The 23,090-nt window shown below is 41.0% G+C and carries 21 protein-coding genes and 2 pseudogenes; 19 read left to right on the top strand and 4 right to left on the bottom strand.

What is annotated here, in order from left to right:
• Positions 1 to 56: 56 nt before the first annotated feature.
• The 7 genes and pseudogenes from RTX25_RS14645 to RTX25_RS11575 form a co-directional block, all read left to right on the top strand.
• Positions 57 to 255: pseudogene (locus RTX25_RS14645) on the top strand (ABC transporter ATP-binding protein); the annotation flags it as partial.
• Between the two features lie 47 nt (positions 256 to 302).
• Positions 303 to 524, top strand: a complete 222-nt coding sequence (locus RTX25_RS14640) for a hypothetical protein (protein ID WP_397428552.1) — start codon at positions 303 to 305, stop codon at positions 522 to 524.
• Positions 521 to 1,282, top strand: a complete 762-nt coding sequence (locus RTX25_RS11595; protein ID WP_312653844.1) for an ABC transporter permease — start codon at positions 521 to 523, stop codon at positions 1,280 to 1,282. The genes RTX25_RS14640 and RTX25_RS11595 overlap by 4 nt, the downstream gene beginning before the upstream one ends.
• Positions 1,283 to 1,448: 166 nt before the next feature.
• Positions 1,449 to 2,219 (top strand): SDR family oxidoreductase, encoded by a 771-nt coding sequence (locus RTX25_RS11590; RefSeq protein WP_312653842.1) that lies wholly within the window; start codon positions 1,449 to 1,451, stop codon positions 2,217 to 2,219.
• A 15-nt stretch (positions 2,220 to 2,234) separates the two neighbouring features.
• On the top strand, positions 2,235 to 2,636 hold the full coding sequence (locus RTX25_RS11585) for a (deoxy)nucleoside triphosphate pyrophosphohydrolase (protein WP_312653840.1): 402 nt from the start codon (positions 2,235 to 2,237) through the stop codon (positions 2,634 to 2,636).
• Entirely contained in the window at positions 2,637 to 5,555 is a 2,919-nt protein-coding gene (locus RTX25_RS11580) for a DEAD/DEAH box helicase (protein WP_312653838.1), read from the top strand. It begins immediately after the preceding gene.
• Positions 5,556 to 5,645: 90 nt separating this feature from the next.
• Complete coding sequence (locus tag RTX25_RS11575; protein ID WP_312653836.1) at positions 5,646 to 5,948, top strand: DUF960 family protein; 303 nt, start codon at positions 5,646 to 5,648, stop codon at positions 5,946 to 5,948.
• Here the strand turns inward: RTX25_RS11575 and RTX25_RS11570 are convergent, their stop codons facing one another.
• Complete coding sequence (locus RTX25_RS11570; protein WP_312653834.1) at positions 5,949 to 6,839, bottom strand: DMT family transporter; 891 nt, start codon at positions 6,837 to 6,839, stop codon at positions 5,949 to 5,951.
• Between the two features lie 329 nt (positions 6,840 to 7,168).
• Between RTX25_RS11570 and RTX25_RS11565 the strand changes: the two genes are divergently transcribed.
• Both RTX25_RS11565 and yiaK read left to right on the top strand, forming a co-directional pair.
• Positions 7,169 to 8,506, top strand: a complete 1,338-nt coding sequence (locus RTX25_RS11565; protein WP_312653832.1) for an MATE family efflux transporter — start codon at positions 7,169 to 7,171, stop codon at positions 8,504 to 8,506.
• An 82-nt stretch (positions 8,507 to 8,588) separates the two neighbouring features.
• Entirely contained in the window at positions 8,589 to 9,593 is a 1,005-nt protein-coding gene (gene yiaK / locus RTX25_RS11560) for a 3-dehydro-L-gulonate 2-dehydrogenase (protein WP_312653830.1), read from the top strand.
• A 59-nt stretch (positions 9,594 to 9,652) separates the two neighbouring features.
• On the opposite strand, the gene RTX25_RS11555 is transcribed toward yiaK, so the two are convergent.
• On the bottom strand, positions 9,653 to 9,847 hold the full coding sequence (locus RTX25_RS11555; protein ID WP_312653828.1) for a DUF4177 domain-containing protein: 195 nt from the start codon (positions 9,845 to 9,847) through the stop codon (positions 9,653 to 9,655).
• A 305-nt stretch (positions 9,848 to 10,152) separates the two neighbouring features.
• On the opposite strand from RTX25_RS11555, the gene heR reads away from it, so the two are divergent.
• Positions 10,153 to 10,944, top strand: a complete 792-nt coding sequence (gene heR, locus RTX25_RS11550) for a heliorhodopsin HeR (protein ID WP_312653826.1) — start codon at positions 10,153 to 10,155, stop codon at positions 10,942 to 10,944.
• A gap of 122 nt (positions 10,945 to 11,066) precedes the next feature.
• Here the strand turns inward: heR and RTX25_RS11545 are convergent, their stop codons facing one another.
• Complete coding sequence (locus RTX25_RS11545) at positions 11,067 to 11,648, bottom strand: helix-turn-helix transcriptional regulator (protein ID WP_312653824.1); 582 nt, start codon at positions 11,646 to 11,648, stop codon at positions 11,067 to 11,069.
• Positions 11,649 to 11,873: 225 nt separating this feature from the next.
• Positions 11,874 to 12,857: an NADH:flavin oxidoreductase gene (locus RTX25_RS11540; RefSeq protein ID WP_312653822.1), complete on the bottom strand. Its 984-nt coding sequence runs from the start codon at positions 12,855 to 12,857 to the stop codon at positions 11,874 to 11,876.
• 372 nt (positions 12,858 to 13,229) lie between these two features.
• Between RTX25_RS11540 and RTX25_RS11535 the strand changes: the two genes are divergently transcribed.
• The 9 genes and pseudogenes from RTX25_RS11535 (at position 13,230) to RTX25_RS11495 (ending at position 23,085) form a co-directional block, all read left to right on the top strand.
• The gene (locus RTX25_RS11535) at positions 13,230 to 13,823 is read left to right on the top strand and encodes a type IV toxin-antitoxin system AbiEi family antitoxin domain-containing protein (RefSeq protein ID WP_312653820.1); all 594 of its coding nucleotides are present in this window, start codon (positions 13,230 to 13,232) and stop codon (positions 13,821 to 13,823) included.
• Positions 13,820 to 14,656 carry a nucleotidyl transferase AbiEii/AbiGii toxin family protein gene (locus tag RTX25_RS11530; RefSeq protein WP_312653818.1) on the top strand — a complete coding sequence of 279 codons (837 nt, stop codon included), beginning with the start codon at positions 13,820 to 13,822 and terminating at the stop codon, positions 14,654 to 14,656. Before RTX25_RS11535 ends, RTX25_RS11530 begins: the two co-directional genes overlap by 4 nt.
• Before the next feature lie 541 nt (positions 14,657 to 15,197).
• Positions 15,198 to 16,145, top strand: coding sequence for an AEC family transporter (locus tag RTX25_RS11525; protein WP_312653816.1), 948 nt, complete (start codon positions 15,198 to 15,200; stop codon positions 16,143 to 16,145).
• 192 nt (positions 16,146 to 16,337) lie between these two features.
• Positions 16,338 to 17,480, top strand: a complete 1,143-nt coding sequence (locus tag RTX25_RS11520) for a sugar diacid recognition domain-containing protein (protein WP_312653814.1) — start codon at positions 16,338 to 16,340, stop codon at positions 17,478 to 17,480.
• Between the two features lie 275 nt (positions 17,481 to 17,755).
• Positions 17,756 to 18,646: pseudogene (gene garR / locus RTX25_RS11515) on the top strand (2-hydroxy-3-oxopropionate reductase); the annotation flags it as partial.
• 19 nt (positions 18,647 to 18,665) lie between these two features.
• The gene (locus tag RTX25_RS11510; protein ID WP_312653813.1) at positions 18,666 to 19,991 is read left to right on the top strand and encodes an enolase C-terminal domain-like protein; all 1,326 of its coding nucleotides are present in this window, start codon (positions 18,666 to 18,668) and stop codon (positions 19,989 to 19,991) included.
• A 64-nt stretch (positions 19,992 to 20,055) separates the two neighbouring features.
• Positions 20,056 to 21,096 carry a tripartite tricarboxylate transporter substrate-binding protein gene (locus RTX25_RS11505; RefSeq protein WP_312653811.1) on the top strand — a complete coding sequence of 347 codons (1,041 nt, stop codon included), beginning with the start codon at positions 20,056 to 20,058 and terminating at the stop codon, positions 21,094 to 21,096.
• A 77-nt stretch (positions 21,097 to 21,173) separates the two neighbouring features.
• Positions 21,174 to 21,581, top strand: coding sequence for a tripartite tricarboxylate transporter TctB family protein (locus RTX25_RS11500; protein ID WP_312653809.1), 408 nt, complete (start codon positions 21,174 to 21,176; stop codon positions 21,579 to 21,581).
• Between the two features lie 13 nt (positions 21,582 to 21,594).
• Positions 21,595 to 23,085: a tripartite tricarboxylate transporter permease gene (locus RTX25_RS11495; RefSeq protein WP_312653807.1), complete on the top strand. Its 1,491-nt coding sequence runs from the start codon at positions 21,595 to 21,597 to the stop codon at positions 23,083 to 23,085.
• The last annotated feature ends 5 nt before the right edge of the window (positions 23,086 to 23,090 follow it).

Here is a 23,090-nt window from a genome sequence, read left to right as displayed (position 1 = left end):
GCCGAACGGCATGTACGGTGGTGTGAGAGGGGGAAGAAATTTCTCCCTACTCGATCGAACCGAAACTTCTCATCTGCGATGAACCCACATCGGCTTTGGATCCTATCGGCAGAAAGGAGATTCTGGATATCCTGCAGAAGGTGAAAGGAAAGACAACGGTCATCTTCTCCACACACATCCTGTCGGATGTGGAAAGGATCTGTGATGAGGTTGCAGTCCTTCATGGGGGAAAGATCGTGCTTCAGGGATCGCTCAGCGAACTGAGGTCAAAACATCGGAAAGACGGTCTTCATATCGATTTCATGACAAGTAAGGAAAAAGAAGAATTTCTGAAGGATGATTCTCTTGGGACATACCGAAATGAGCTTGAAGAGAATGGAACAGGAGTTATCCTCTATAGCCCGGAAATGGGTAGAATGCAGCTGGAAGTTTATGCAGCTCTTCTCAGAATGGGGATGACACCGGTAAAAATAGAAGTTATGGAACCAACAATGGAAAATCTCTTCCTGGAGGTGGTCAGATGAGAAGCTATCTGGCATTTACAAAAAAAGAACTGATGGAAAGTACAAGGACATATAAGCTCTTCGTTCTTCTTATCATATTTATGCTTTTCGGTTTCATGAACCCCATCATTGCAAAGGTCATGCCGGAAGTGCTAAGCAGCTTCCTTCCTGAAGGAATGATCATCAATCTCGAAGAACCGAAAGCTCTGGATTCATGGATGCAGTTCTTCAAGAATATTTCTCAGACCGGTATGATTGTGCTTGTAGTTGTCTTCAGCGGTATCATGGCCAATGAAATCAGTAAGGGGACATTGGAGATTATGCGTACCAAGGGACTGTCCAGAAGAACAATCATCCTTTCAAAATTCACTGCAAGTGCTCTCCTATGGAGCGCAGCGTATGTCCTATGTTTTGGCATAACCTACATTTATACTGAATACTTATGGGATACCAGTGAAATCAGGAATCTGCCCCTTGCTATGATCGCCATGTGGCTTTTTGGGATACTCCTTCTGGTTCTCACGATTTTTGGCGGTCTGCTCTTTAAGAGCATTTACGGATCTCTCCTTTTTACAGGTGGAGTAGTGATCATCCTGACCATATTAGGAATCTTTCCTGATGCAGCATCGTATAATCCAATGAGCCTGATATCACAAGGAGTTCCACTTCTTAATGGTGAATTTATGCCTCAGGATATATATACTGCGATGGCTGTTACCTTAGTTCTGATTGTAATCTTTCTGATGTCTTCTCTTATTGACTGGATCAGACTGTCATAGTGATAATCATAAAAGCCGTTCATAGCGGCTTTTTTTGATTATCCTGAAAAGAGACAATTAATGTTCTATATTATAAGCAATAATATATTAGATGACACAAATGAAAAGAAGATCATGTATAATATAAATAGCGTATGAACTGATTCAATAAATGAGGAGGGTTATCATGTTTTACAATAAGGTGTGTGTCATTACAGGCGGAGCCAATGGAATCGGACGTTACTTAGTGAAAACATTTGTGAAGCAAGGATGTCATGTGGCATTTATCGATAAAGACAAGGATGCTGGCGAATCTCTTATTGAAGAAATTAATGGAGAAGATACAAAGCATCTTTTTTATACGGGTGATGTTGGGATTGAAAAAGAACTTCGCAATTTTACAGACGCGATAAAATTGAAGTATGGAAGGGTTGATTACCTGATCAACAATGCCTGCTTCAGCAATAAAGGGTTAGACAGTGACTGCTCCTATGATGACTTCAATGAGGTTTTAAGAGTTGGAGTGACTGCTCCCTATTTTCTTACCTTACTCCTAAAAGAAATGTTCACTGAAGCAGCTTCCATTATAAATATCTCTTCTACAAGAGCTTTTATGAGTCAGAAGGATACAGAAAGCTATTCTGCTGCAAAAGGTGGTATTACAGCACTTACACATGCCATGGCTATGAGCCTCTCTGGTAAAGTGAGGGTAAACTCCATCAGTCCTGGATGGATTGATACAACCGAGGAAGATGAGTTCAGCGAGTCTGACAGACTTCAGCATCCATCCCAAAGAGTGGGAAAACCTCATGATATTGCTCGCACTGTATTATTTTTATGTGATCCGAATTCGGATTTTATTAACGGAGAGAATATTACTGTAGATGGTGGCATGTCTAAAAGGATGATTTATCATGGGGATGAAAAATGGACATACAATATCAAGGAAAATAAATAATCTTGAAGGTGAATAATGAAGACAATTGAGGTAGTAGCAGCAATCATTATTAAGGATAATGAAGTGCTCTGCATGCAGAGAAATATCAATAAACTAGAATATATATCAAAGAAATATGAGTTTCCTGGTGGGAAAGTGGAATCAGGTGAGGCAAAGCATATGGCTTTGATGAGAGAGCTTGAAGAAGAAATGGGCATTCATCTTAATATTTCAGAAGATGATTACTATCTGACAGTAGATTATACTTACCCGGACTTTAGAATCATCATGCACAGCTATACTGCGCATGTAAAAGAAATTGATTTTGTTATGAATGATCATATAGGATTTAAGTGGTTAACAAGAGATAAACTAAAGGGTCTTGACTGGGCACCTGCAGATATACCCATAGTTAATAAGCTTTCACAGGAGGTATAAATGAACAGCAGTAGTCGGCTAGAAGAAGGGCTAATCCATGGATTTATTGATGGGACACAAATCGCGTTGGAAGAGTATAAGCCAAGGCTTATTATTAATGATCCGAATCGAGGAGAAAAAGTACTGACCAGTATAGTTGACGAACTGGGCAAATGTGATGAATTTTTGTTTTCAGTAGCGTTCGTGACAGAGACTGGGGTAATTGTCCTCCTTAATACACTTAAAGAACTGGCTGATCGGGGAATTAAAGGAAAGATTCTGGCATCCCAGTATCTGAACTTTTCAGATCCGAAAGCACTAAGAAAATTATTGAGTTTAGAGAATATCGAACTTAAAATCATTACTCAAGATGCAGCTAAGATGCATACTAAAGGGTATATCTTCAGAAAAGATAAAGAATACACCATAATCGTTGGAAGCAGTAACTTGACCCAAAGTGCTTTATGTGAAAACAAAGAATGGAATTTGAAGGTTTCTTCTTCTGAGGAAGGTGCATTAGTAAAAAATACTTTGCACGAATTCTACTACATGTTTGATCAAGCTACACCTGTAACAGAATCATGGCTGGATGAGTATAGGAAAATATACGATATCGAAAAAAAGATACGACAAAATACTGAAAAAACGATTAGAGAAAACTTTAGTAGTGAAATATTAAATCTTAATCATGTCACACCTAATATCATGCAGCAGGAAGCTCTTCACGAGCTGGAAAAGGTCAGACTCCTTGAAGAAGTGAGGGCTCTTATCATCTCAGCAACCGGGACTGGAAAGACATATCTCTCGGCTTTTGATGTGAAGAAGTTTAATCCGAAAAGATTCTTATTTGTAGTCCATCGGGAACAGATAGCAAGAGCTGCACTGAAGAGTTTTAGAAGGGTCTTTGGACAGGATAAGAAGATGGCGGTTTTAAGTGGAAATCATAAGGACCTTGATGCAGAATTTATCTTCAGTACGATTCAGACCATATCAAAGGATGACATACTCCATCGGTTTGATCCTAGGGACTTTGACTACATTGCTATTGACGAAGTACATCGAGCTGGAGCTGTATCTTACCGGAAGATCATAGACTACTTCAAGCCGAAGTTTCTGATGGGGATGTCTGCTACACCAGAGAGAACGGATGGCTTTGATATCTATGAGCTGTTTCATCATAATGTACCCTATGAAATCAGACTAAATGGAGCAATGAAGGCTGGAATGATCTGTCCGTTTCATTACTTTGGTGTTACTGAGCTGACTATAAACGGAAGCCTGATTGATGACAAGACTACGTTCAACCATCTTGTATCGGATGAAAGAGTAGCATATATCAGAGATAAAATCGAGTTTTATGGTTATTCAGGAAATAGAGTAAAAGGACTTATTTTTTGCAGTACAAACGAGGAAGCAAGAGAACTCTCATATAAGTTTAATCTTCTTGGCTATAGAACAGTTGCATTAAGTGGTGCAAATACACAAGAAGAGAGAATGGAAGCTGTGGAACGATTAGGACAGGAAAGCCATACTGGTGGACTGGATTATATTTTCACAGTAGACATATTTAATGAGGGTGTGGATATCCCAGAGGTTAATCAGGTCATTATGTTAAGGCCAACAAAATCAGCAATTATTTTTGTTCAGCAGCTGGGAAGAGGACTTAGAAAAATTATGAATAAAGAGTATGTTGTGGTACTTGATTTCATCGGAAACTACGATAATAATTACCTGATTCCGATCGCTTTATCAGGAGATCAGACCTACAATAAAGATAATATCCGTAAGTATATCAAAGAAGTAAATAAGACAATATATGGGTCTTCAACAGTAAATTTCGATAAAATCACAAGGGAAAGAATCTATAAAGCTATAGATCGTGCAAATTTTAATGATCTGAAGCTGATCAAGGAATCCTATATGATGCTTCGGCAACGTTTAGGAAGAATACCGAAATTGAATGAATTTCAGAAGAATGGAGCTATTGATATAGAAAGAATCTTTGCGAAGAAAAAGTCCTATCATAATTTCCTGAAGATGTATGAGAAAGATTATGATATTAAATTAAACGATGTCCAGGAGCGATTTGTGGAATTCGTTTCACAGAAGTATGTTAATGGGAAAAGACCGCATGAACTGGAATTCATCAAGATAATCATGAGCGGAAAAAATGATGTCATACCCAAATTAGAAAAAGTTCTTCTTGAAGAATATAAGATTCTGATTAAGGAAAATACCATCCTCAACCTCGTGAATCAGTTTACGCAGAATTATGCAACTGGGTCATCAAAATCAAGTTATGCAGATGTAGTTTTCATTGAGGAAAATGGGGACCTCTATAATATTTCTTCTGCATTTGAGACTTCTCTTAGGGATTCTAACTTTAAAGACATGATGTCAGAACTAGTTGAAATGGGACTTGAAAATAACAGAGAGAAATATAGTGATCCGTATGAAGAGACCAATTTTGTACTGTACCAGAAATATACCTATGAAGATGTATGTAAGCTTCTCGACTGGAGCAGTAATGAGGTAGCGCTGAACATTGGCGGCTATAAATTCGACCGAGCAACTAAGTCTTTTCCGGTTTTTGTTAATTACAACAAATCTGAGAATATCAGCCATTCTATTCAGTACCATGACCGGTTTCTGTCACCATCGGATTTTGTTGCAATATCTAAGTCTAAACGCACAGTGAATTCTGATGATGTCAGACAAATTTATCGTGCAAACCAAGATGGGGTGGAAATCAGTTTGTTCGTGAGAAAAGACAAGGACGATGTCATCTCAAAAGAGTTTTACTATTTAGGAAAGATTCATGCTGTAGGTTCACCACACCAGTTTATCATGCAGAATACTACATTATCTGCTGTGGAAATTCAGTATAAACTTGATGTTCCAGTCAGAGAAGACTTATACGATTATCTAGTCAGTGACTAGTCAAAAGATGACCAGATTTTGGTCATCTTTTTTGAATATATGAATCATTTTATCACCATAATATCAGTATCAAAATACGAGGTGATTGGAATGAAAAGAAAATTCAAAGGCGCAAGATTTACTACCAAAGGAATCAATACTTCTCTGGCATACGAATTGCAGCTTCTTATATGGGATCTCATTGACCAGTTGGAGGGTGAGCAGGATTATCTTCAGGTTTTTAAACTTGAGAATAAAGAAGGAGAGGTTAAACTTACTCATCGTCAGGAGGAACCGGATTACTCAAGGGATTACATCCTGAAATCAAAAATATTCTCCATCGAATCAGATAACAAGATCTTTGTCATCGACGATGGAGAATATTCTACAATGATGTTTGCCAATGAATACTGATTAGCCCATAAAGATTACTGCTACACCAAGTACACCCACAAGTGCACCGATGACTTCATTGGCTTTGATCTTCTCCTTGAAGAAGATGATGCTTACAGGAATGATCAGGATCGGTACAATCGCCATAAGCGTGGAAGCTATAGCGGTAGAAGTATACTTGATTGCCATGAGTGATAAGGAAACACCAATGACAGGTCCGAAGAGAGACCCGATGGTGATGCCCACCATGGCAGTTTTGTTTTTGAAGGCGCTGAAGAAATTCGGCCACTTTTTTGTCAATGTGATGATGAGGATGAATCCGAGTATTCCGGAAAAAATTCTGATCTCTGTAGCGACAAAAGGATTAAGCTCCGCTACACCGACTTTAGAGAGGATCAGTCCAAGTGCCTGTCCAACAGCACCAAGGAAAGCGAATGTGATTCCTTTAAGAGGATGCTTCACAACAATTTTCTGGCTTCCTTTTTCTTTACCGGTAATGACGATGGCGATACCGATGAAGGTCAGCATCATACCGGCAATCTGGATGAGACCAAGAGTTTCACCAAGGATAAAGTAACTTAGAACCGCTGTGATGGGCGGTGCAAGGGCCATGATCAGCATGGATACTCTAGCGCCGATTTCAACAAATGCCTGGAAGAGAAACATATCTCCTATGACAAATCCCACAAGCCCCGAGATGAGCAGTGCCTGAAATGCTTCAGGTGAGACACTGAGATCTCTGAATCCGTTTGTGATGAAGAAATTGATGATGGTGATGATGAATAATGAGATGACAAGTCTCATGAGATTAAGTACAAGCGAACCTACTTTCTTTCCTGAGTACTCGAAGGATACTGATGATCCTACCCAGCAGAAGGCAGTTAAAAGTGCGGCAATTTCACCGATGAACATGTTTAACCCATCCCGTCTAATTATATTTTACATTTCAATATCTTATCACAGCTTCAAAGGTTTTCATAGAACCATTGAAATCCGGAGAGTGTGAGAAAATGGGGTGTTAAGAGATGAAAATCATATAGAGTGTCACTACTTTTCATGTAGAATAAACATAATCGTAAAAAATACTGAGTGGGGTTATCCAAATTGAAAATTTCAGCCTTTGACGATTTTTTAAAAATTAGGTATAGTATATAGGATTTGAGCATTCTAAAAGGGGTTTTATGACTTCATATTGTTGAACTCGTAAGACCATTCCTGATTTTTTGCCGTTGGAGGAAGAGATGAACAGCGTTTCCGTAGAGAAGAAGAAATTATATCGTACGTTTTTGAAGTACGTTTCATTAAATGTGATCAGCATGATCGGGTTTTCGGCATTTATCCTGGCGGATACCTATTTTATCGCCAACGGTGTGGGAAAAGACGGTCTTGTCGCACTGAACCTTGTGATTCCTGCCTATACAGTGGTCTACGCCATGAGCCTTCTCATCGGTTCGGGCGTGGGTACGGTCTATGCCATCTTCCGGGGGCAGGAGAGAGCCAGAAAAGGGAATGAGGTATTTACCCAGATGATTATTCTGGGCATTTTTATTGGCCTTCTGTTTACCCTGACAGGACTCCTCTATTCAAAGGAAATCGTCACCCTTCTGGGTGCGGAAGGCGTGCTCACAGAACTTTCCCATGACTATACGAAAACAGTATTCAATTTTTCCGTAGCATTCATGGTGAACAGCATACTGGTCAGCATGGTGAGAAATGACGGCCATCCGAAGCTTGCCATGACAGCTATGATGACAGGAAGTCTAAGTAACATCTTACTTGACTATATCTTCATCTATCCGATGAAGCTTGGAATGTTCGGTGCAGCACTTGCAACAGGTATCGCACCTCTTCTCAGCATTCTGGTCATGGTCCCGTTCTTTGTAAAGAAGCAGAACCGTTTTAAACTGGTCAAAACAGCGTTAAGGCTTAAAGACATCGGAAGAGTGATATCCATAGGAATTCCAACGTTTATCACAGAGCTGTCATCAGGCCTTGTGATTCTGATATTTAACCTTGTGATTCTTCACTATATCGGAGACATCGGTGTTGCAGCCTATGGCATCATCGCAAACCTGGCACTGATCCTCATTGCCATCTTCTCAGGAATCGGGCAAGGGATACAGCCCATCATAAGCTTCAATCATGGGAGCGGGAACAAGGAGAATGTGAGAAGGACGTTAAGGCTTGGCGTCATCCTCTCAGCTGTCTTAGGCGCAGCCCTCTATCTTCTCTTTGCAAGCTATCCGGATGAGATCATCAGAGCTTTCAATTCAGAGAACAATCTTGAGCTTTACCAGATTGCAAAGGAAGGAATGAGAATCTATTTTTCTTCGTTCCTCATTGCTGGTGTGAACATCACAATCATCTCCTATTTCTCCGCAAAAGCCAAAGCAAGGCCATCCTTCATCATCTCACTTATGAGAGGGATCATGCTGATTCCACCGATCCTTTTCATCTTTGCCTCAAATATGGGCATTAATGGGGTATGGATGACCATTCCAATCGTTGAGCTGATCACCTTCATGATTGCGGTGAGCCTTCTGGTTCTTGAACGGAAAAAGTCCAGGCAGATATCTTAGGGTATCTGCTTTTTGCTGATGAAAAACAGGCTTTTCATGATAAGATGAGTATAGAATATCAGAACAGTTACGGAGGATTACTATGAGAGTTTCATATGAAGAAATGCTGAATGAATTCAAGAGAATACTACTTAAACGTGGGCTTGATGAGGCGACAGCCCATGAAGCTGCTGAGAATTTTGCACAGACCAGTCTTGATGGCGTCTATTCCCATGGAATAAACAGATTCCCGAGAATCATCGATTATATCGATCGAGGCGTCATAAAGCCAGATGCAAAGCCAGAGTGTGAGATGAAGTTCGGATCCATGGAAAGATGGAACGGAAACCTTGGACTTGGAAACATCAATGCAAAAAGAGCCATGGAGAGAGCATGTACCTTAGCTGAAGAAAACGGGATGGGTATTGTAGCCATAAGAAACACCAATCACTGGCTTCGTGGCGGAGCCTTCGGATGGCAGGCGGCTGAGGCCGGGTTTATCGGTATCTGCTTTACCAATACCATGCCCAATATGCCTGCATATGGGGGAAAAGATTCGAAAATCGGGAACAATCCCTTCATCATCTCACTGCCAAGAATAAACGGGGAACATGTGGTCCTTGATATGGCCATGTCACAGTTCTCCTATGGAAAGCTGGAAGAGTACAGACTGAAGGAAAAGGAACTTCCGATACCTGGAGGATATGATCATGAAGGGAATCTGTCCTCCGATCCGAAAGTGATTGAAGAGACAAAAAGAGTCCTGCCCATAGGATTCTGGAAGGGCAGCGGGCTGTCCATCGTACTTGATATGCTAGCTGTTGTTCTATCCGGTGGTAACGCTGTTCAGGATATTGCCAAGGAGGTTCAGGATGAAGCTGGTCTATCACAGGTCATGATTGCCATCGATCCTAAGAAGTTCAACACTGCAGACCAGATCGATGAGATGGTCAGCCGTATCGTCGATGACATCAAATCATCCGATGTGGATGAGAAAATCGGAAGAGTATCCTATCCTGGAGAATCAACAATAAGAAGAAGAAAAGATAATCTGGAAAATGGAATTCCTGTGGTACCTGAAATCTGGAACAAAATAAAAGCCTTATAGAATATCTTTAGCAAAAAAAGCATTCTCATATGAGGATGCTTTTTTCTAAAATCTCTCAGTTATCTGAAATCGCTCTCTTCATCAGTGATCTCCCTCATGAAAACTGTATGTTTCATGAACTCAAATCCTGACATAATGATCCAGCCATCACGTCCAAGCTCGTTCAGACGATCAATGAGTTCATTCTGTTTTTTAGAGGGGTTAAGGGTCCATGTCGGACTCAAATCAAAAATCTGATACTCATATTTTTTCATTTTCTTTCCTCCGATTACGATAGAATTACTATGCATAACTTTATTGATAAACATATCTTGAGTTACTTATATTATATACTAAATAATAGGTGATGTGTCCATGATACCGGTGTTTAGTAATCAATCACTTCAACTAATGAAATAACATAGCAGATTGTCATAGGAAAAATGATAACCTAAAACTAACACGATATGTGATTATTAATGGGTTTAGTTCTTGATTATATTGCATAACGTGAATATGAGGAATATGATAAATACAAGAACACAAAACGTGATAAAAATATATTAAGGAGAGAGAAGCCATGAAAGAAATCACACTAAAAAAGCTGAGAAGATTCAACATGATTATGGGCGGACTCCATTTCGTGCAGGGACTGGCGATGCTGTTTCTTGCCACAACAGTTATACAGAAGATCGGGGAATTCCAGCCGACTATCACCCAGAATTTTCTGGCTTTCAATCAGGAAACCATGTCACTGGAACTTCAGTCTAAAGCGATTTTTGATCTGCCATTTGGAATCATGGTAGCACTTTTTCTCTTTATTTCTGCAGCAGCACATGCGCTGGTTTCCATCCCGAGAAAGCTTAATGAAAAATACTCAAGAGATCTGGAGATGGGCATCAATAAGTTCAGATGGTTTGAATATGCATTAAGCTCATCCATAATGATCGTCCTTATCTCTACTCTGTTTGGAATCTATGATATCGCATCACTCATCCTGATCTTTGCGGTCAACGCATCAATGAATCTCTTTGGCCTGGTCATGGAGCAGCTGAACTCAGGACGAAACAAAGACAATATCGACTGGGGTCCATTTATCTGGGGATCCATTGCAGGAATCGCACCTTGGGTTGCAATCCTTCTCTACATGTTCGGTAATGGAAATTTCGGTGAAGTGCCCTGGTTTGTATGGGCCATCGTCGGTACCTACTTTGTAGCATTCAACACCTTCCCTGTGAATATGATTCTTCAGTACAAGAAGGTCGGTAAATGGAAAGATTATGTTTACGGAGAAAGGGTATATATCATTTTAAGCTTAGTTGCCAAATCTATACTTGCCTGGCTGGTTCTCTTCGGAGCTATGCAGCCATAGCCAGGAGACAACTCTAAAAAGCAATAAACAAAAGAAAAGATCCTGCATGGAAGCTGATGGCGTAATACCTCAAACTTCCATGCAGGATCTTTAATTTGCCACTGAATCAAAATTGATCGATATCAGTCGGTGATTTCATTGCTCTTGTTTTTCAAAATCACTGCAAGGACCGTTCCGGTGATCATCAATAGGATTCCGAAAAACATAATGAAGGAACCCATAATGGTGACTGGGTTGTTTGCAATGATATTTGCAAATGGATCATCCATGCCAAAGACATCACCATAAGGATTTTGAGTGAAGGATGAGAGCATTTTCTGGGGCAGAACCCTTGCGAGAAGTCCGATACCTGAAATGACGGCTCCACTTACGGCCATGTATACACCAAAGAGCCAGCCATATCTTTTAATCAGTTTACCGATGATTCCTGGTATGTTTTCTGACCAGTGCGGATGATTTTCTATTGAAGAAGCTCTATGAAGATTTCTTACAGGTTCTTCCACCGGATCTTCATCTGATAGGAGCCAGTCTGTGGAGACCTTGAAGATCTCTCCTAGAAGGCGGAGCTTTCCGATTTCCGGTTCAGCATCACCATTCTCCCACTTGCTGACAGCCTGCCTTGAGACACCAAGTTTTTCTGCCAGTGACTCCTGTGAGTATCCTGACTTCTTCCTGAGATAGAGTATTTTTTCCTGAAGTTTCATGTATTGCCACCTCTCATAATTATTATATCTCCAGTATAGCAATAGAGCGGTTGCGATACCATATATCATACCTTGAACATTCGCAACCTTTAGTTGCAGTTAGTTAAATGTCGTGAATTTCCAGGGGTTAAATATTTAAATATCGTGCTGATTAAAGATAATAATACAAAAGGGTGATCTCGAAAGATCACCCGATATTTTTTGTGCATGGATGGTCAGCAGTGATTACTCGTTAAAGGAATCAAGTGCGTTTTTAAGGAAATCTGAATCCTTGAAAATTGGTCTTCCGATTCCGATAAGATCAGTCTGGTCGTTAACCAGCAGATCTTCTGCAGCGTGAAGATCAGTGATTCCACCTGTAAGAAGGACTGGAATGGAAACTTCTTTCTTCATGGCTTCTGTGATTTCAGAGAAATAACCCTGACGGGTCACATCAGGATGGGTATATCCGCAGAAACCTCCGGATATATCAAGCAGATCAACGCCTTCTTTTTCGAAAATCTTAGCTGCTGTGACGGAGTCTTCGATGGTTGTGCCGCCTTCTTTATAGTCAGATGCACCAAGTCTGATAAAGACCGGATAATCTGGTCCTACAGCTTTTCTGACAGCTCTTATGATTTCAACATGAAGTCTGATCCGGTTTAAGAGACTTCCGCCATATTCGTCTGTTCTCTTATTGATCAGGGGAGAATAGAACTGATTAAGAAGATAACCATGTGCAGAATGAATTTCTACCCCATCAAATCCTGCTTCTTTGCACCGAAGAGATGCTTCTGCAAAATCTGCGATGATCTTCGGCAGGTCTTCCTTCTGAAGCACTCTGACTTCCTTTTCCTCAGATTTTGATGGACCGGCTGGAAAAAGCGTTTCATCAAGCTGTCTTGCGTACATGCCGGCATGGTTGATCTGCATGACTGCAAGAGAACCGTTACTGTGGATGGTTTCTCTCAGATTTTTAAGACCTTCGATCATGTTGTCTGAGCCTACTGACATCTGTCTCTTGTTGGCACGGCCTTCTTCGCTGATGAAGCTGTGCTCCACTATGACAAGAGATAGAATTCCGTCCTTTGTCTTCTCGTCATAGTAGCTGAGAATATCATTACTCATGGCACCGTCTTCTTCAGCCTTGGCTGTCGCCATGGGAGGGAGGACAAGTCTGTTTTTCAGTTCAATATTTCTTGCTTTTAATGGTGATAACAGTTTTTTCATCATTCATCCTTTCATAATAGCGATTTGGAATATTTAAAAATCAAGATGATAAATAATATCTATCATCATAGAGATAATTGATTACCTTCTCTTCAATGACATTATATAATATCATTTGGATCAAACTGTCATTCTTGTCTAAAAATTTAATTAAATTTAGAATTTATAAGTTGTCATGATACTCTATGATGTTATGTGAAACAAGTATATCACATGTATTCGGAGTACCTTTGAAAATGAATGAATTGAAGAGAATTTGATAGTCATGCTTGTTTTGTTGATGAGATGTGCACAGAAATCAAAATTATCTTGATTTCTGTGCAGGTTTAGCATACAATATTAGCACAGAAATCAAAATTAGAGGTGATAAGCTTGGCTGTACCCAATGAACTTCAATCAGCCCTAAAACAAAATAACGGAATCATTACTACCGCTCAAGCGAATGAAGCCGGAGTCTCAAACGAACGATTGCGCCTACTTGTTCATTCAGGCGATTTGGAACGAGTGACTACAGGAATTTATGTTTTGCCTGATGAATTTACTGACAGAATGTTTATCGTCCAGCTTCGGCGTCCAAAAATCATCTACTCTCATGAAACGGCACTGTTTCTGCATGAGCTGACAGACCGTGATCCAATCAACTATATGGTTACAGTTCCAACAGGGTACAACCCAACACGGCTTCGAGAGGATGGCTTTACAGTCTTCACAATTAAGCGGGAATTGCACGAAATCGGAGTTACAAAACTTACAACTATGTTTGGAAACTCTGTTACGGTTTATGATTTGGAACGCACAATTTGTGATTGCTTGAGAAGTCGGAACAATTTGGATATCGCCGTTGTGACAGATGCAATCAAGCGTTACGCCAAGCGAAAAGATAAAAATCTGAGTAAACTCATGCAAATGGCAGAAACGTTCAAAGTGACCAAACTGCTCAGAAGCTACATGGAGGTACTGTTATGAAAACATCCACACAGTTAAAAGTTTTAATCCGAAACCTTTCGAAAAAATCGAATGTTGAGGCCGAAATCCTGCTTCGTAATTTCATGATGGAGCGGTTTTTGGAACGTATAGCTGTTTCAGATTACAAACATAATTTTATCCTTAAAGGCGGCATGCTCATTGCTGCGATGGTTGGTATTGATGCGCGCACCACAATGGATATGGATGCAACGATCAAAGGGCAGCCTCTATCTAAGACTGAACTAACAGTGATGATTGAAAACATCTTAAAAACTCAGATTGAGGACGGTGCTGTATTTTCATTGCAAGGGATTGAGGAGATCCGAGAGAAAGCGGATTATCCGGGGTATCGCGTATCTATCGGAGCAATCTTTGATAAAACGCGCCAAATGCTGAAGATAGACATCACAACTGGGGATTCTGTTACACCCAGGGAAATTGAATATGCCTTTAAACTTATGTTTGAAGATAGAACAATCAGCATTATGGCATACAATTTGGAAACGGTGCTTGCAGAGAAGTATGAGACGATCATTACTCGTGGCGTTACCAATACCCGCATGAGAGATTTTTACGATGTATATGTCCTGACCAATACCCAGACCTTCGACGCAAACATTTTTAAGGAGGCATTGAACAAGACAGCTGAAAAACGCGGTACTACCAAACAGATGTCATCGGAAGTTATGAATAATATTGATTTTATAATGGAAAACGAGACAATGACTGATCTCTGGCAAAAATACCAAAAGAAATACTTCTATGCATCTGACATTACGTGGGTGATGGTTATCCAAGCTGTAAAAGCACTAGCGGAGAATTTTCTGAGCTAAAAACCACAACCGATTCAGGACTTTATACTCATTCTCTAGACTTAATGTGTCTTCCAAGAGCTTGATAGACTCATTACCATATGAGTTTAAATCAAATGACTAAACAAAGATAGTTTTCCAATATATTGGGAGAGTATTACCAGTTTTAGAAACGACTTTATATCACATAGATCAATTAATAATATAAAGCCTGTTCCATATCTAGATATTGCGTTAAATATTACGCTTAGACATGATGATTGGATTAGAAAATTATTGAACCAGATATTCTCGATTCTCCCTAATTAATATAATCTTTTATCAACTATTCAAGTAAGATTGAGGAAATGCCACAGTCAGTTGAAATGAAGTGAAAAGATTTCGGCATGTTTACAATGATATGTTTATACGTATTACATTGATCTGTGGGTTTCATTTCGGGTGAAAGTAAATTGTTCTGTGATTGGATAGATTATACAGAGATTATACTAATTTTAGGGCGGTTATCACATTAAGTATCAGGAAGTGTTGGATTATAATTGTTCTGGGGGAGTGATAATTAATGTATGAGAATCTGATGTTCAGTTTGAGCAGTGCGCTGCCGATTTTTTTGGTTATGTTTATGGGATATATGCTTAAGAGAAAAAAGGTGATTGATGAAAGCTTCATCAACCAGGCGAATAAAATGGTATTCAATCTGGCGTTGCCTATCAAGCTGTTTTCCGATGTTTCAAAAACCTCTTTTAAGGGTAATTTTGACTGGAGATTCATAGGGTTTATCGTTACGGGTACCATTCTAAGTGTACTGATCAGTGCTGTTGCAGCTAAATTTGCAGTTAAAACTCAGTCACAGAAAGGTGCATTTGTTCAGGGGGCGTTCAGAGGAAATTTTCTCTATGTCGGATATTCTCTGATGGAAAATGTCATGGGCAGTGTAGGTGCCATAGCACCCCTTGCCATTGCATTTGTCGTACCGCTATATAATGTCCTGGGGGTCATGGTCTTATCTTATTATGGGAATGATACTGAAAATAAAGTCAGTTATAAATCTGTTCTCATCAATATCCTTAAGAACCCGCTGATTCTATCCATTGCTGCAGGATTTATCTTCTCAAATCTCAATCTTTATACGCCCAGTATTATCGACAGGACATTTTCCTATTTTGGGGTTCTGGTTACCCCACTGGCGCTGCTTACGATTGGGGGCTCTTTCAAGTTTCATAAAATCAGAGAGAGCTTTAAAGTAACTCTTATCGCCTCAATGCTGAAGCTTGTTATTCTACCGCTCTTTGCAGTGATTATTGCAGTGAATATGGGGTTCGGTTCAGAAGAAATACTGGTTATCTATATTGTATTTGGTGTCCCAACAGCTGCTGTTTCCTATATCATGTCCATTGTAATGAATGCGGATTCAGATCTTGCAAGTGGAATCATTATGCTGACTACGCTTCTATCAAATGTTACGATGACGCTGTTCATATTTGCTTTTAGGATGCTGGGCTATGTTTAGAAAATGTATTTAATTGATGCTGAATATAACCTTTCTGCTTAAATGTGGAAAGGTTTTTCTATTGATATCAAAAACACTACTGCAGGATATGTATCCTTCGATTTCCTTGAATATAAAGTGCTGCAGCTGATTTGACATTCAATCTTACATTAGTTAAAGTTAGAGAGAATATCAAAAGGGGGGGAACTAAATTTGTCTATTCTAGAACCCGCATTGGCACAGAAATTTATCGACAAGACGGCTAAACACCTTGAATATAATATAAATATTATGAATGATGAAGGGATTATTATTGCCAGCAAAGACAAAACACGAGTTGGCAATTTCCATGAAGTCGCTTTTAAAATGCTTGAAGGAACAAGAGATACTGGTATTGTAAATGAAGATCAGCTTTATTTAGGAACGAAACCAGGAGTAAATCTTTTCATAGATTATAAAAACAAACACGTTGGGGTAATATGTGTATCAGGCAATCCTGATACTGTCCATGCTTTTGCAAATCTTGTGAAGACATCTATGGAAGCGATGCTCGAGTATGAGCTTCAGATGGATGTTGAAAGAAGACGTAAAGATAAAACGGAGCAGTTCCTTTATTATCTTCTTTTTGAAGAACATATGGAACTGGGCATTGCAGAGAAGATGGCGAATAAAATTGAGCTGAATCAGGAGCAGGTCAGAGCCTGCATAGTAATTAGAGCTGAAGATGGTGTCCATCCCAATCTGATTATCAATGCTCTATCAAAATCTGAAGGGCACAGCCACCATGACCTGATTGGACGAGCAAGAAATGACGATGTAATTATATTCAAAGCCCTTGGAAGTGATTTTGCGATTGTTTCAAAGCAGTATACTGAGATGCTCAAATCCTATATAGAATCCTTTATGAAGGAACTTCCGGAAACATGTCCGGTCGATCAGTTTGAATTTTTTGTCGGTTCGCTTCAGAACCAGCTGAAGAACTACAGAAATTCTTATGTCCATGCTCTGGACATGAGTCTGTATCACAAGGGTGACAAAGGCGTACACTTTTTCCAGGATCACGTCATGAACTATTACCGAAATAAAGTGACGATGAAAGTGTATTATGAAATTTTCAATACATATGATCAGCTGTTTACCGAAGAGGAGAAGAAACAGCTGGTGGAAATTGTTGAAGCACTGAGGAACAATAACTACAACGTAGTCTACAGCGCCAAAGAACTTTACATACATCGAAATACAATGATATTCAGATTGAACAAGCTGAAGGAGTCACTGAACCTTGATCCGATCTCCAATGCTGATGATCGGGAGTTCTTTAACGAACTGGGTTATTATTTCAAAAATAAACGATAATTTCATCACAAACGATGAAAACGTATTATAATCCTATATAGACTATAATCCTAGATAAATAGAATATTTTATCCGTCTAGTAATGGTTTCAAATGATTACTAGACGGTGTTTTTTTGACAAAAATTAACAATGTATCATGTGTACAAAGAACAAGTGTATTTTGTGACATTTGACACATATTAAACAATTAGATCCTAATCTATAATTTAATTAACAAATGTAAAGCTTATCAGAGTTTTGCTTGTGAAAATATCGTTCAGTAGAGAAGGAGAATTATATGATGAAAATTGGATTTATTGGTTTAGGGATAATGGGAAAGCCAATGAGCAAGAATCTTGTAAAAGCGGGATATGAACTGGTTGTCAATGACTTTAATCAGTCCTCCATAGATGAACTGGTCGCACTCGGTGCTAAAGCGGCTTCCAGTGCGAGAGAAGTAGCCAGTGAATGTGATGTCATTATCACTATGCTACCTAATTCACCTCACGTGAGAGCAGTTGCTTTAGGAGAAAATGGTATACACCAATCAGCAAAGCCAGGAACTATCCTCATTGATATGAGTTCAATCGATCCTACCGAAAGTAAAGCCATTGGTGCTGCACTGCTTGAAAAGGGAATCCGTATGCTGGATGCTCCAGTAAGTGGTGGGGAACCTAAAGCTGTAGATGGTACTTTGTCAGTCATGGTGGGTGGAAATAAGGAAGATTTTGACCTGTACTACGAAATGATGATGACTATGGCTGGATCGGTAACTTATGTTGGAGAACTCGGTGCTGGAAATATCGCAAAGCTTGCAAATCAGATCGTCGTTGCACTGAATATCTCAGCTGTGGCAGAAGCACTGACTTTTGCACAGAAAGCCGGTGCAAGTCCTGAACTTGTCTATCAGGCAATTCGTGGAGGACTAGCAGGTTCCACTGTAATGGATGCTAAGGCACCACTCATGCTGGACAGAAAATTTGATCCAGGGTTCAGAATCGAGCTTCACATCAAGGACCTGAATAACGCAATCAATGCAGGACAGGCATCCGAAGCACCACTGCCATTAACTGTACAGGCTATGGAAATCTTAAAGGTGCTTAAGGCAGACGGATTCGGAAAAAATGATCATGGTGCAATCGTGAAGTACTATGAGAAATTGGGGAACATCACACTAAAGAGATAATAAGAAAGAGGTAAAGAGAATGACACCTAAAATCATAAAAATGGAAGTCTATCCTGTTGCAGGAAAAGACAGTATGCTTTTAAACCTCAGTGGGGCACATGCACCATATTTTACAAGGAATATTGTCATACTGACAGATGATACAGGAGCGACAGGACTGGGTGAAGTACCTGGTGGCGAGAAAATCACAAAAGCTCTTGAAGGTATTAAGGAAGCAGTAATTGGAACAAGTCTTGGGGAATACAAAGATACGCTACTTAAAGTAAAGGACATGCTGACTGGGGACGAGGAAGACGTAAGAGGTGCTCAGACATTCGATCTGAGAACAGGTGTACATGTTGTAACCGCTGTGGAAGCACCACTTCTGGATCTGCTGGGGAAGCATCTGGGTGTGCCTGTTGCATCACTTCTGGGCGAAGGTAAACAGAGAGACAGCGTAAGAATGCTTTCCTATCTGTTCTACATAGCAGACAGAAAGAAAACAGACCTTAACTATGACGGTTATCCTGAAGCGGAATGCGACTGGTATAGAATCCGCCATGAAGAGGCAATGACTCCTGAGGCGATCGTTGCACTGGCGAAGGCGACAAAGGAAAAATACGGATTCTCTGATTTCAAACTAAAAGGCGGAGTACTTGAAGGCAAAGAAGAGATGAAAGCTGTAAGAGCTTTGAAGGAAGCTTATCCGGACGCTAGAATCACACTTGATCCCAATGGCGGATGGCTTTTAAAAGATGCCATTGAGTTATGCAAAGACATGCATGGTATCCTGACCTACTGCGAAGATCCATGTGGTGCTGAAGGTGTATTCTCAGGAAGAGAAATTCTTGCTGAGTTCAGAAGAGCTACAGGGCTGCCGACAGCTACAAATATGATTGCAACAGACTGGAGACAGATGGCACATTCCGTTGCACTCCAATCCGTTGATATCCCACTGGCTGATCCGCATTTCTGGACCATGTCCGGTTCGGTGAGGGTAGGACAGCTCTGTAATGAGTTCGGTCTGACGTGGGGATGTCACTCCAACAATCATTTTGATATTTCACTCGCTATGGTTGCACATACTGCGGCTGCTGTGCCGGGTAATATCAACGCCATCGATACACACTGGATATGGCAGGAAGGCTTTGAACGACTGACAAAAGAGCCGATGCAGATTGTTGATGGTTGTATCGAAATCGGTGAGAAACCGGGGCTTGGAATCGAAGTCGATATGGAACAGATCATGAAAGCGAATAAGCTTTATGTGGAAAACTGCCTAGGCGGACGAGACGATGCTGCGGGAATGCAGTACCTCATCAAAGACTGGAAGTTTGATTCTAAAAGACCATGCATGGTCAGATAATTTTAATAGCTGCTCAATGAGATGTTGAGTTCTATATAGGAAAAAAATTTAGGGGGAAAGATTAATGAACAAAAATGTAAAGAAATTAGTTTTACTGGGCTTATCTGCTGTAATGGCACTTTCTGTTTTCACAGGCTGCGCTAAAGAAGAAAGCAACAGCTTTGAAGGCAAGAAGACAAGAGTTGTTATTGGTTCAACTTCAACTACCGGGGATTCCTACATGATCGCTGATGCGGCTATGAGATATCTTGCAGAGGAGCTGGGTGCAAACACCAAGGTTGATGCAGTAGGAGCAGGTCCGGCATTTGAAGCCATCGTCAATGAAAAGGCAGATGGAACCACAATCATGATGTTCCATGACATGACATACCTCGGCATCTCCTTCGGAGCTTTCGAAGACAAGTATGCTCTGGAAAATATGGTTGTGGGACCAAGAGTAGGTCAGAATCCTGGATCACTTTTCGCAGCATCAAAGAATGCTCCATATGATGACATGAAGGAAATGGCGGAATGGCTTGCTGCTAATCCAGATGAAGTCGTAAGAGTTGCTGTTGAAGCTGGTGGCGTATCTCATATCGGATTTATTTCTTACTATGAGTGGGTTTCTGAAACTTATGGTGAGGATGTAGCAGAAAGAGTACAGGTTGTTGTGGGTGGATCCACAGCGGAGAAATCCCAGATGCTTTGGGATGGAAACACAGACGTTATCTTCGCTGATTACTCATCACTTCTTCAGTACACTGAAGAAGGCGTGGACGAGAAGCTGGCCATGAAGTTCGTCGGCGTTCTCGACGAGATCGATGGAGACGACACACCTACATACAAGGAAATGGGCATCACCCTTAACGGAGAACCCTTTGTCTTTTCAAAGGACTTCCTGATCTACCTGCCTAAGGGAATCGATCCTGCCTATGTGGCAGAACTGGATAAAGCGGTGGAAGCCATCTCGAAGAATCCTGAGTTCATCGAAGCCATGGCCAAGCAGAAGTACAAGGTCGCCTTCATGCCATCAGCAGAGGCGGACACCTTCATAAAGGCCAAGAGAGACTCTCTGGATGCTCTCATAAAGACTGCTCCATCACTGGATGAACTGACAGTAAAGTAACCAGTCAACTAATCGGGATAGATCGACAACTGGCTATCCCGATTTCCTGATATCAATAAAAACTAAGGAGAAAGAAGATGCCAGATATTAAGATCCCAATAATATACTCCACATCTCATGAAGTCGTCCCCAGAATCATTTTTGCTATTCTGGTGATATTAGCCATTATTATGTTCATTCAATATGTACTAAAGACAAGGAAGGAAAAGGGTAAGCTCTTCTCCCTTGAGGGAAGACATTTCTTCGAGAAAGACTACGATAAAGTGAAGCTTTTCGGCAGCGCTATTCTCCTTCTGCTCTATATCGTCATCATGAAGCCACTGGGTTTTATTTTTGCAAGTATCCTGATCATGAGTCTCTTCAACATCCTGTATTCCGCAAAATTCGGAAAGAAAGACATGGTGCTTTCCATCGGGATTTCAGCCATCGAGACCATGACAGTCTGGTTTATATTCGGGTATCTCTTTGAGATAACCCTGCCTTAAGGAGGAGAAAAAGATGGGTTTTGAATTCGGAATAATACAGCTTCTGGTCTCTTTCCTGGGGGTGGCCATAGGAATCATTTTCGGCGCTCTGCCTGGCATGACAGCAACCATGGCCATTGCAGTGTTCCTGCCCCTGACCTATGCCTATGATCTTTCTACTTCACTGTATCTTCTTCTTGGACTATATGTGGGGGGAATAAGCGGAGGCCTTGTACCGGCCATTCTGATCAATATCCCGGGAACACCGTCATCGGTGACCACCGGATTTGACGGACATCCCATGGCCAAGAGGGGAGAAGGGGTACGCGCCCTTCGTATCGGTATCACGGTATCTCTTCTTGGTGGACTCTTCAGCCTGGTGGTACTCTGGCTGTTCACCCCGGTGCTTGCAGATCTTGCCATCAAGTTCTCCGCCGTGGAGAAGTTCCTTATCATCCTCTTCGCCATGACCGTCATCGCCGCTCTTTCAAAAGGGCATATGACCAAGGGGATCTTCGCTGGATTCCTGGGGGTGTTTGTCTCCCTTATGGGCGTGTTTGCGGACAACCAGACCATGCGTCTGGTGCCAGATTTGTTCAAAATCGGACTGAGAGACGGTTTCCAGCTGCTTCCTGTACTTATCGGCCTATTCGCCTTCTCTCAGCTTTTCGAGGAATCGGAGCTGGGTATGAAGCAGGCCATTGTCAAGGAGGACATGCTGAAGGCTGACCAGACCAAGAAGTTCTCCTTCAGGGACCTGAAGGGACAAACTGTAAACATCATCCGTTCATCTGCCATAGGAACCTTCATGGGGATTCTGCCGGGTATCGGTGGCAGTGCGGCATCGCTTCTTGCCTATTCACAGGCCAAGAACTTCTCGAAGGAGCCCGAAAAGCTTGGAACAGGAGCCATCGAAGGCCTTGTAGCCAGCGAATCCTCCAATAATGGTCTCACAGGAGGAGCCCTTGTTCCTCTCCTGTCACTGGGTATCCCCGGAGACAGTACCACAGCGGTTCTTGTGGGTGCATTCATGCTCCAGGGAATCCAGGTGGGACCACTGTTCATCACACAGAATCCAGGACTCTGGAGAACAATACTTTTCGGACTGTTCATCGCAAATATTCTCATGTTCATCGTCATGTTCTATCCCATCAAGTATATCGCCAACATCATAAAGATTCCCAAGTACAGGCTATATCCGGCGATCATACTGCTGTGTGTAGTTGGTGCCCTTTCCACAAGAAACGGGAACATGGTGGATGTCATGACCCTGATTCTCTTCGGTCTGGTGGGCTATGTGTTTACCAAGATGAAGGTGCCGGTGACCACATTCCTTATCGGATTTATCTTGGGCAGAGATCTGGAGAAGTATTTCGTGGACTCACTGAAGGGATCGGCAGGAAGTCTGTCCGTATTCTTCTCGAGACCCATAGGTAACTTCATCTGGGTGCTGATCCTGATCTCACTGGCTTATGCCTACTATGACAACAGAAAATTCAGCAATACATTAAAGAAGGCAGCTTAATAACG

Source organism: Proteiniclasticum sp., assembly GCF_032054185.1.
Taxonomy (GTDB): Bacteria; Bacillota; Clostridia; order Clostridiales; family Clostridiaceae; genus Proteiniclasticum.
The sequence above is the reverse complement of the archived record's forward strand: the minus strand, read 5'-3'. Positions and strand labels throughout refer to the sequence as shown.

Excerpts from the sequence above, each read along its gene's own strand:
- RTX25_RS14640 (WP_397428552.1), top strand. The coding sequence starts at position 303 with ATGACAAGTAAGGAAAAAGAAGAATTTCTGAAGGATGATTCTCTTGGG.
- RTX25_RS11595 (WP_312653844.1), top strand. The coding sequence starts at position 521 with ATGAGAAGCTATCTGGCATTTACAAAAAAAGAACTGATGGAAAGTACA.
- RTX25_RS11590 (WP_312653842.1), top strand. The coding sequence starts at position 1,449 with ATGTTTTACAATAAGGTGTGTGTCATTACAGGCGGAGCCAATGGAATC.
- RTX25_RS11585 (WP_312653840.1), top strand. The coding sequence starts at position 2,235 with ATGAAGACAATTGAGGTAGTAGCAGCAATCATTATTAAGGATAATGAA.
- RTX25_RS11580 (WP_312653838.1), top strand. The coding sequence starts at position 2,637 with ATGAACAGCAGTAGTCGGCTAGAAGAAGGGCTAATCCATGGATTTATT.
- RTX25_RS11575 (WP_312653836.1), top strand. The coding sequence starts at position 5,646 with ATGAAAAGAAAATTCAAAGGCGCAAGATTTACTACCAAAGGAATCAAT.
- RTX25_RS11570 (WP_312653834.1), bottom strand. The coding sequence starts at position 6,839 with ATGTTCATCGGTGAAATTGCCGCACTTTTAACTGCCTTCTGCTGGGTA.
- RTX25_RS11565 (WP_312653832.1), top strand. The coding sequence starts at position 7,169 with ATGAACAGCGTTTCCGTAGAGAAGAAGAAATTATATCGTACGTTTTTG.
- yiaK (WP_312653830.1), top strand. The coding sequence starts at position 8,589 with ATGAGAGTTTCATATGAAGAAATGCTGAATGAATTCAAGAGAATACTA.
- RTX25_RS11555 (WP_312653828.1), bottom strand. The coding sequence starts at position 9,847 with ATGAAAAAATATGAGTATCAGATTTTTGATTTGAGTCCGACATGGACC.
- heR (WP_312653826.1), top strand. The coding sequence starts at position 10,153 with ATGAAAGAAATCACACTAAAAAAGCTGAGAAGATTCAACATGATTATG.
- RTX25_RS11545 (WP_312653824.1), bottom strand. The coding sequence starts at position 11,648 with ATGAAACTTCAGGAAAAAATACTCTATCTCAGGAAGAAGTCAGGATAC.
- RTX25_RS11540 (WP_312653822.1), bottom strand. The coding sequence starts at position 12,857 with ATGAAAAAACTGTTATCACCATTAAAAGCAAGAAATATTGAACTGAAA.
- RTX25_RS11530 (WP_312653818.1), top strand. The coding sequence starts at position 13,820 with ATGAAAACATCCACACAGTTAAAAGTTTTAATCCGAAACCTTTCGAAA.
- RTX25_RS11525 (WP_312653816.1), top strand. The coding sequence starts at position 15,198 with ATGTATGAGAATCTGATGTTCAGTTTGAGCAGTGCGCTGCCGATTTTT.
- RTX25_RS11510 (WP_312653813.1), top strand. The coding sequence starts at position 18,666 with ATGACACCTAAAATCATAAAAATGGAAGTCTATCCTGTTGCAGGAAAA.
- RTX25_RS11505 (WP_312653811.1), top strand. The coding sequence starts at position 20,056 with ATGAACAAAAATGTAAAGAAATTAGTTTTACTGGGCTTATCTGCTGTA.
- RTX25_RS11500 (WP_312653809.1), top strand. The coding sequence starts at position 21,174 with ATGCCAGATATTAAGATCCCAATAATATACTCCACATCTCATGAAGTC.
- RTX25_RS11495 (WP_312653807.1), top strand. The coding sequence starts at position 21,595 with ATGGGTTTTGAATTCGGAATAATACAGCTTCTGGTCTCTTTCCTGGGG.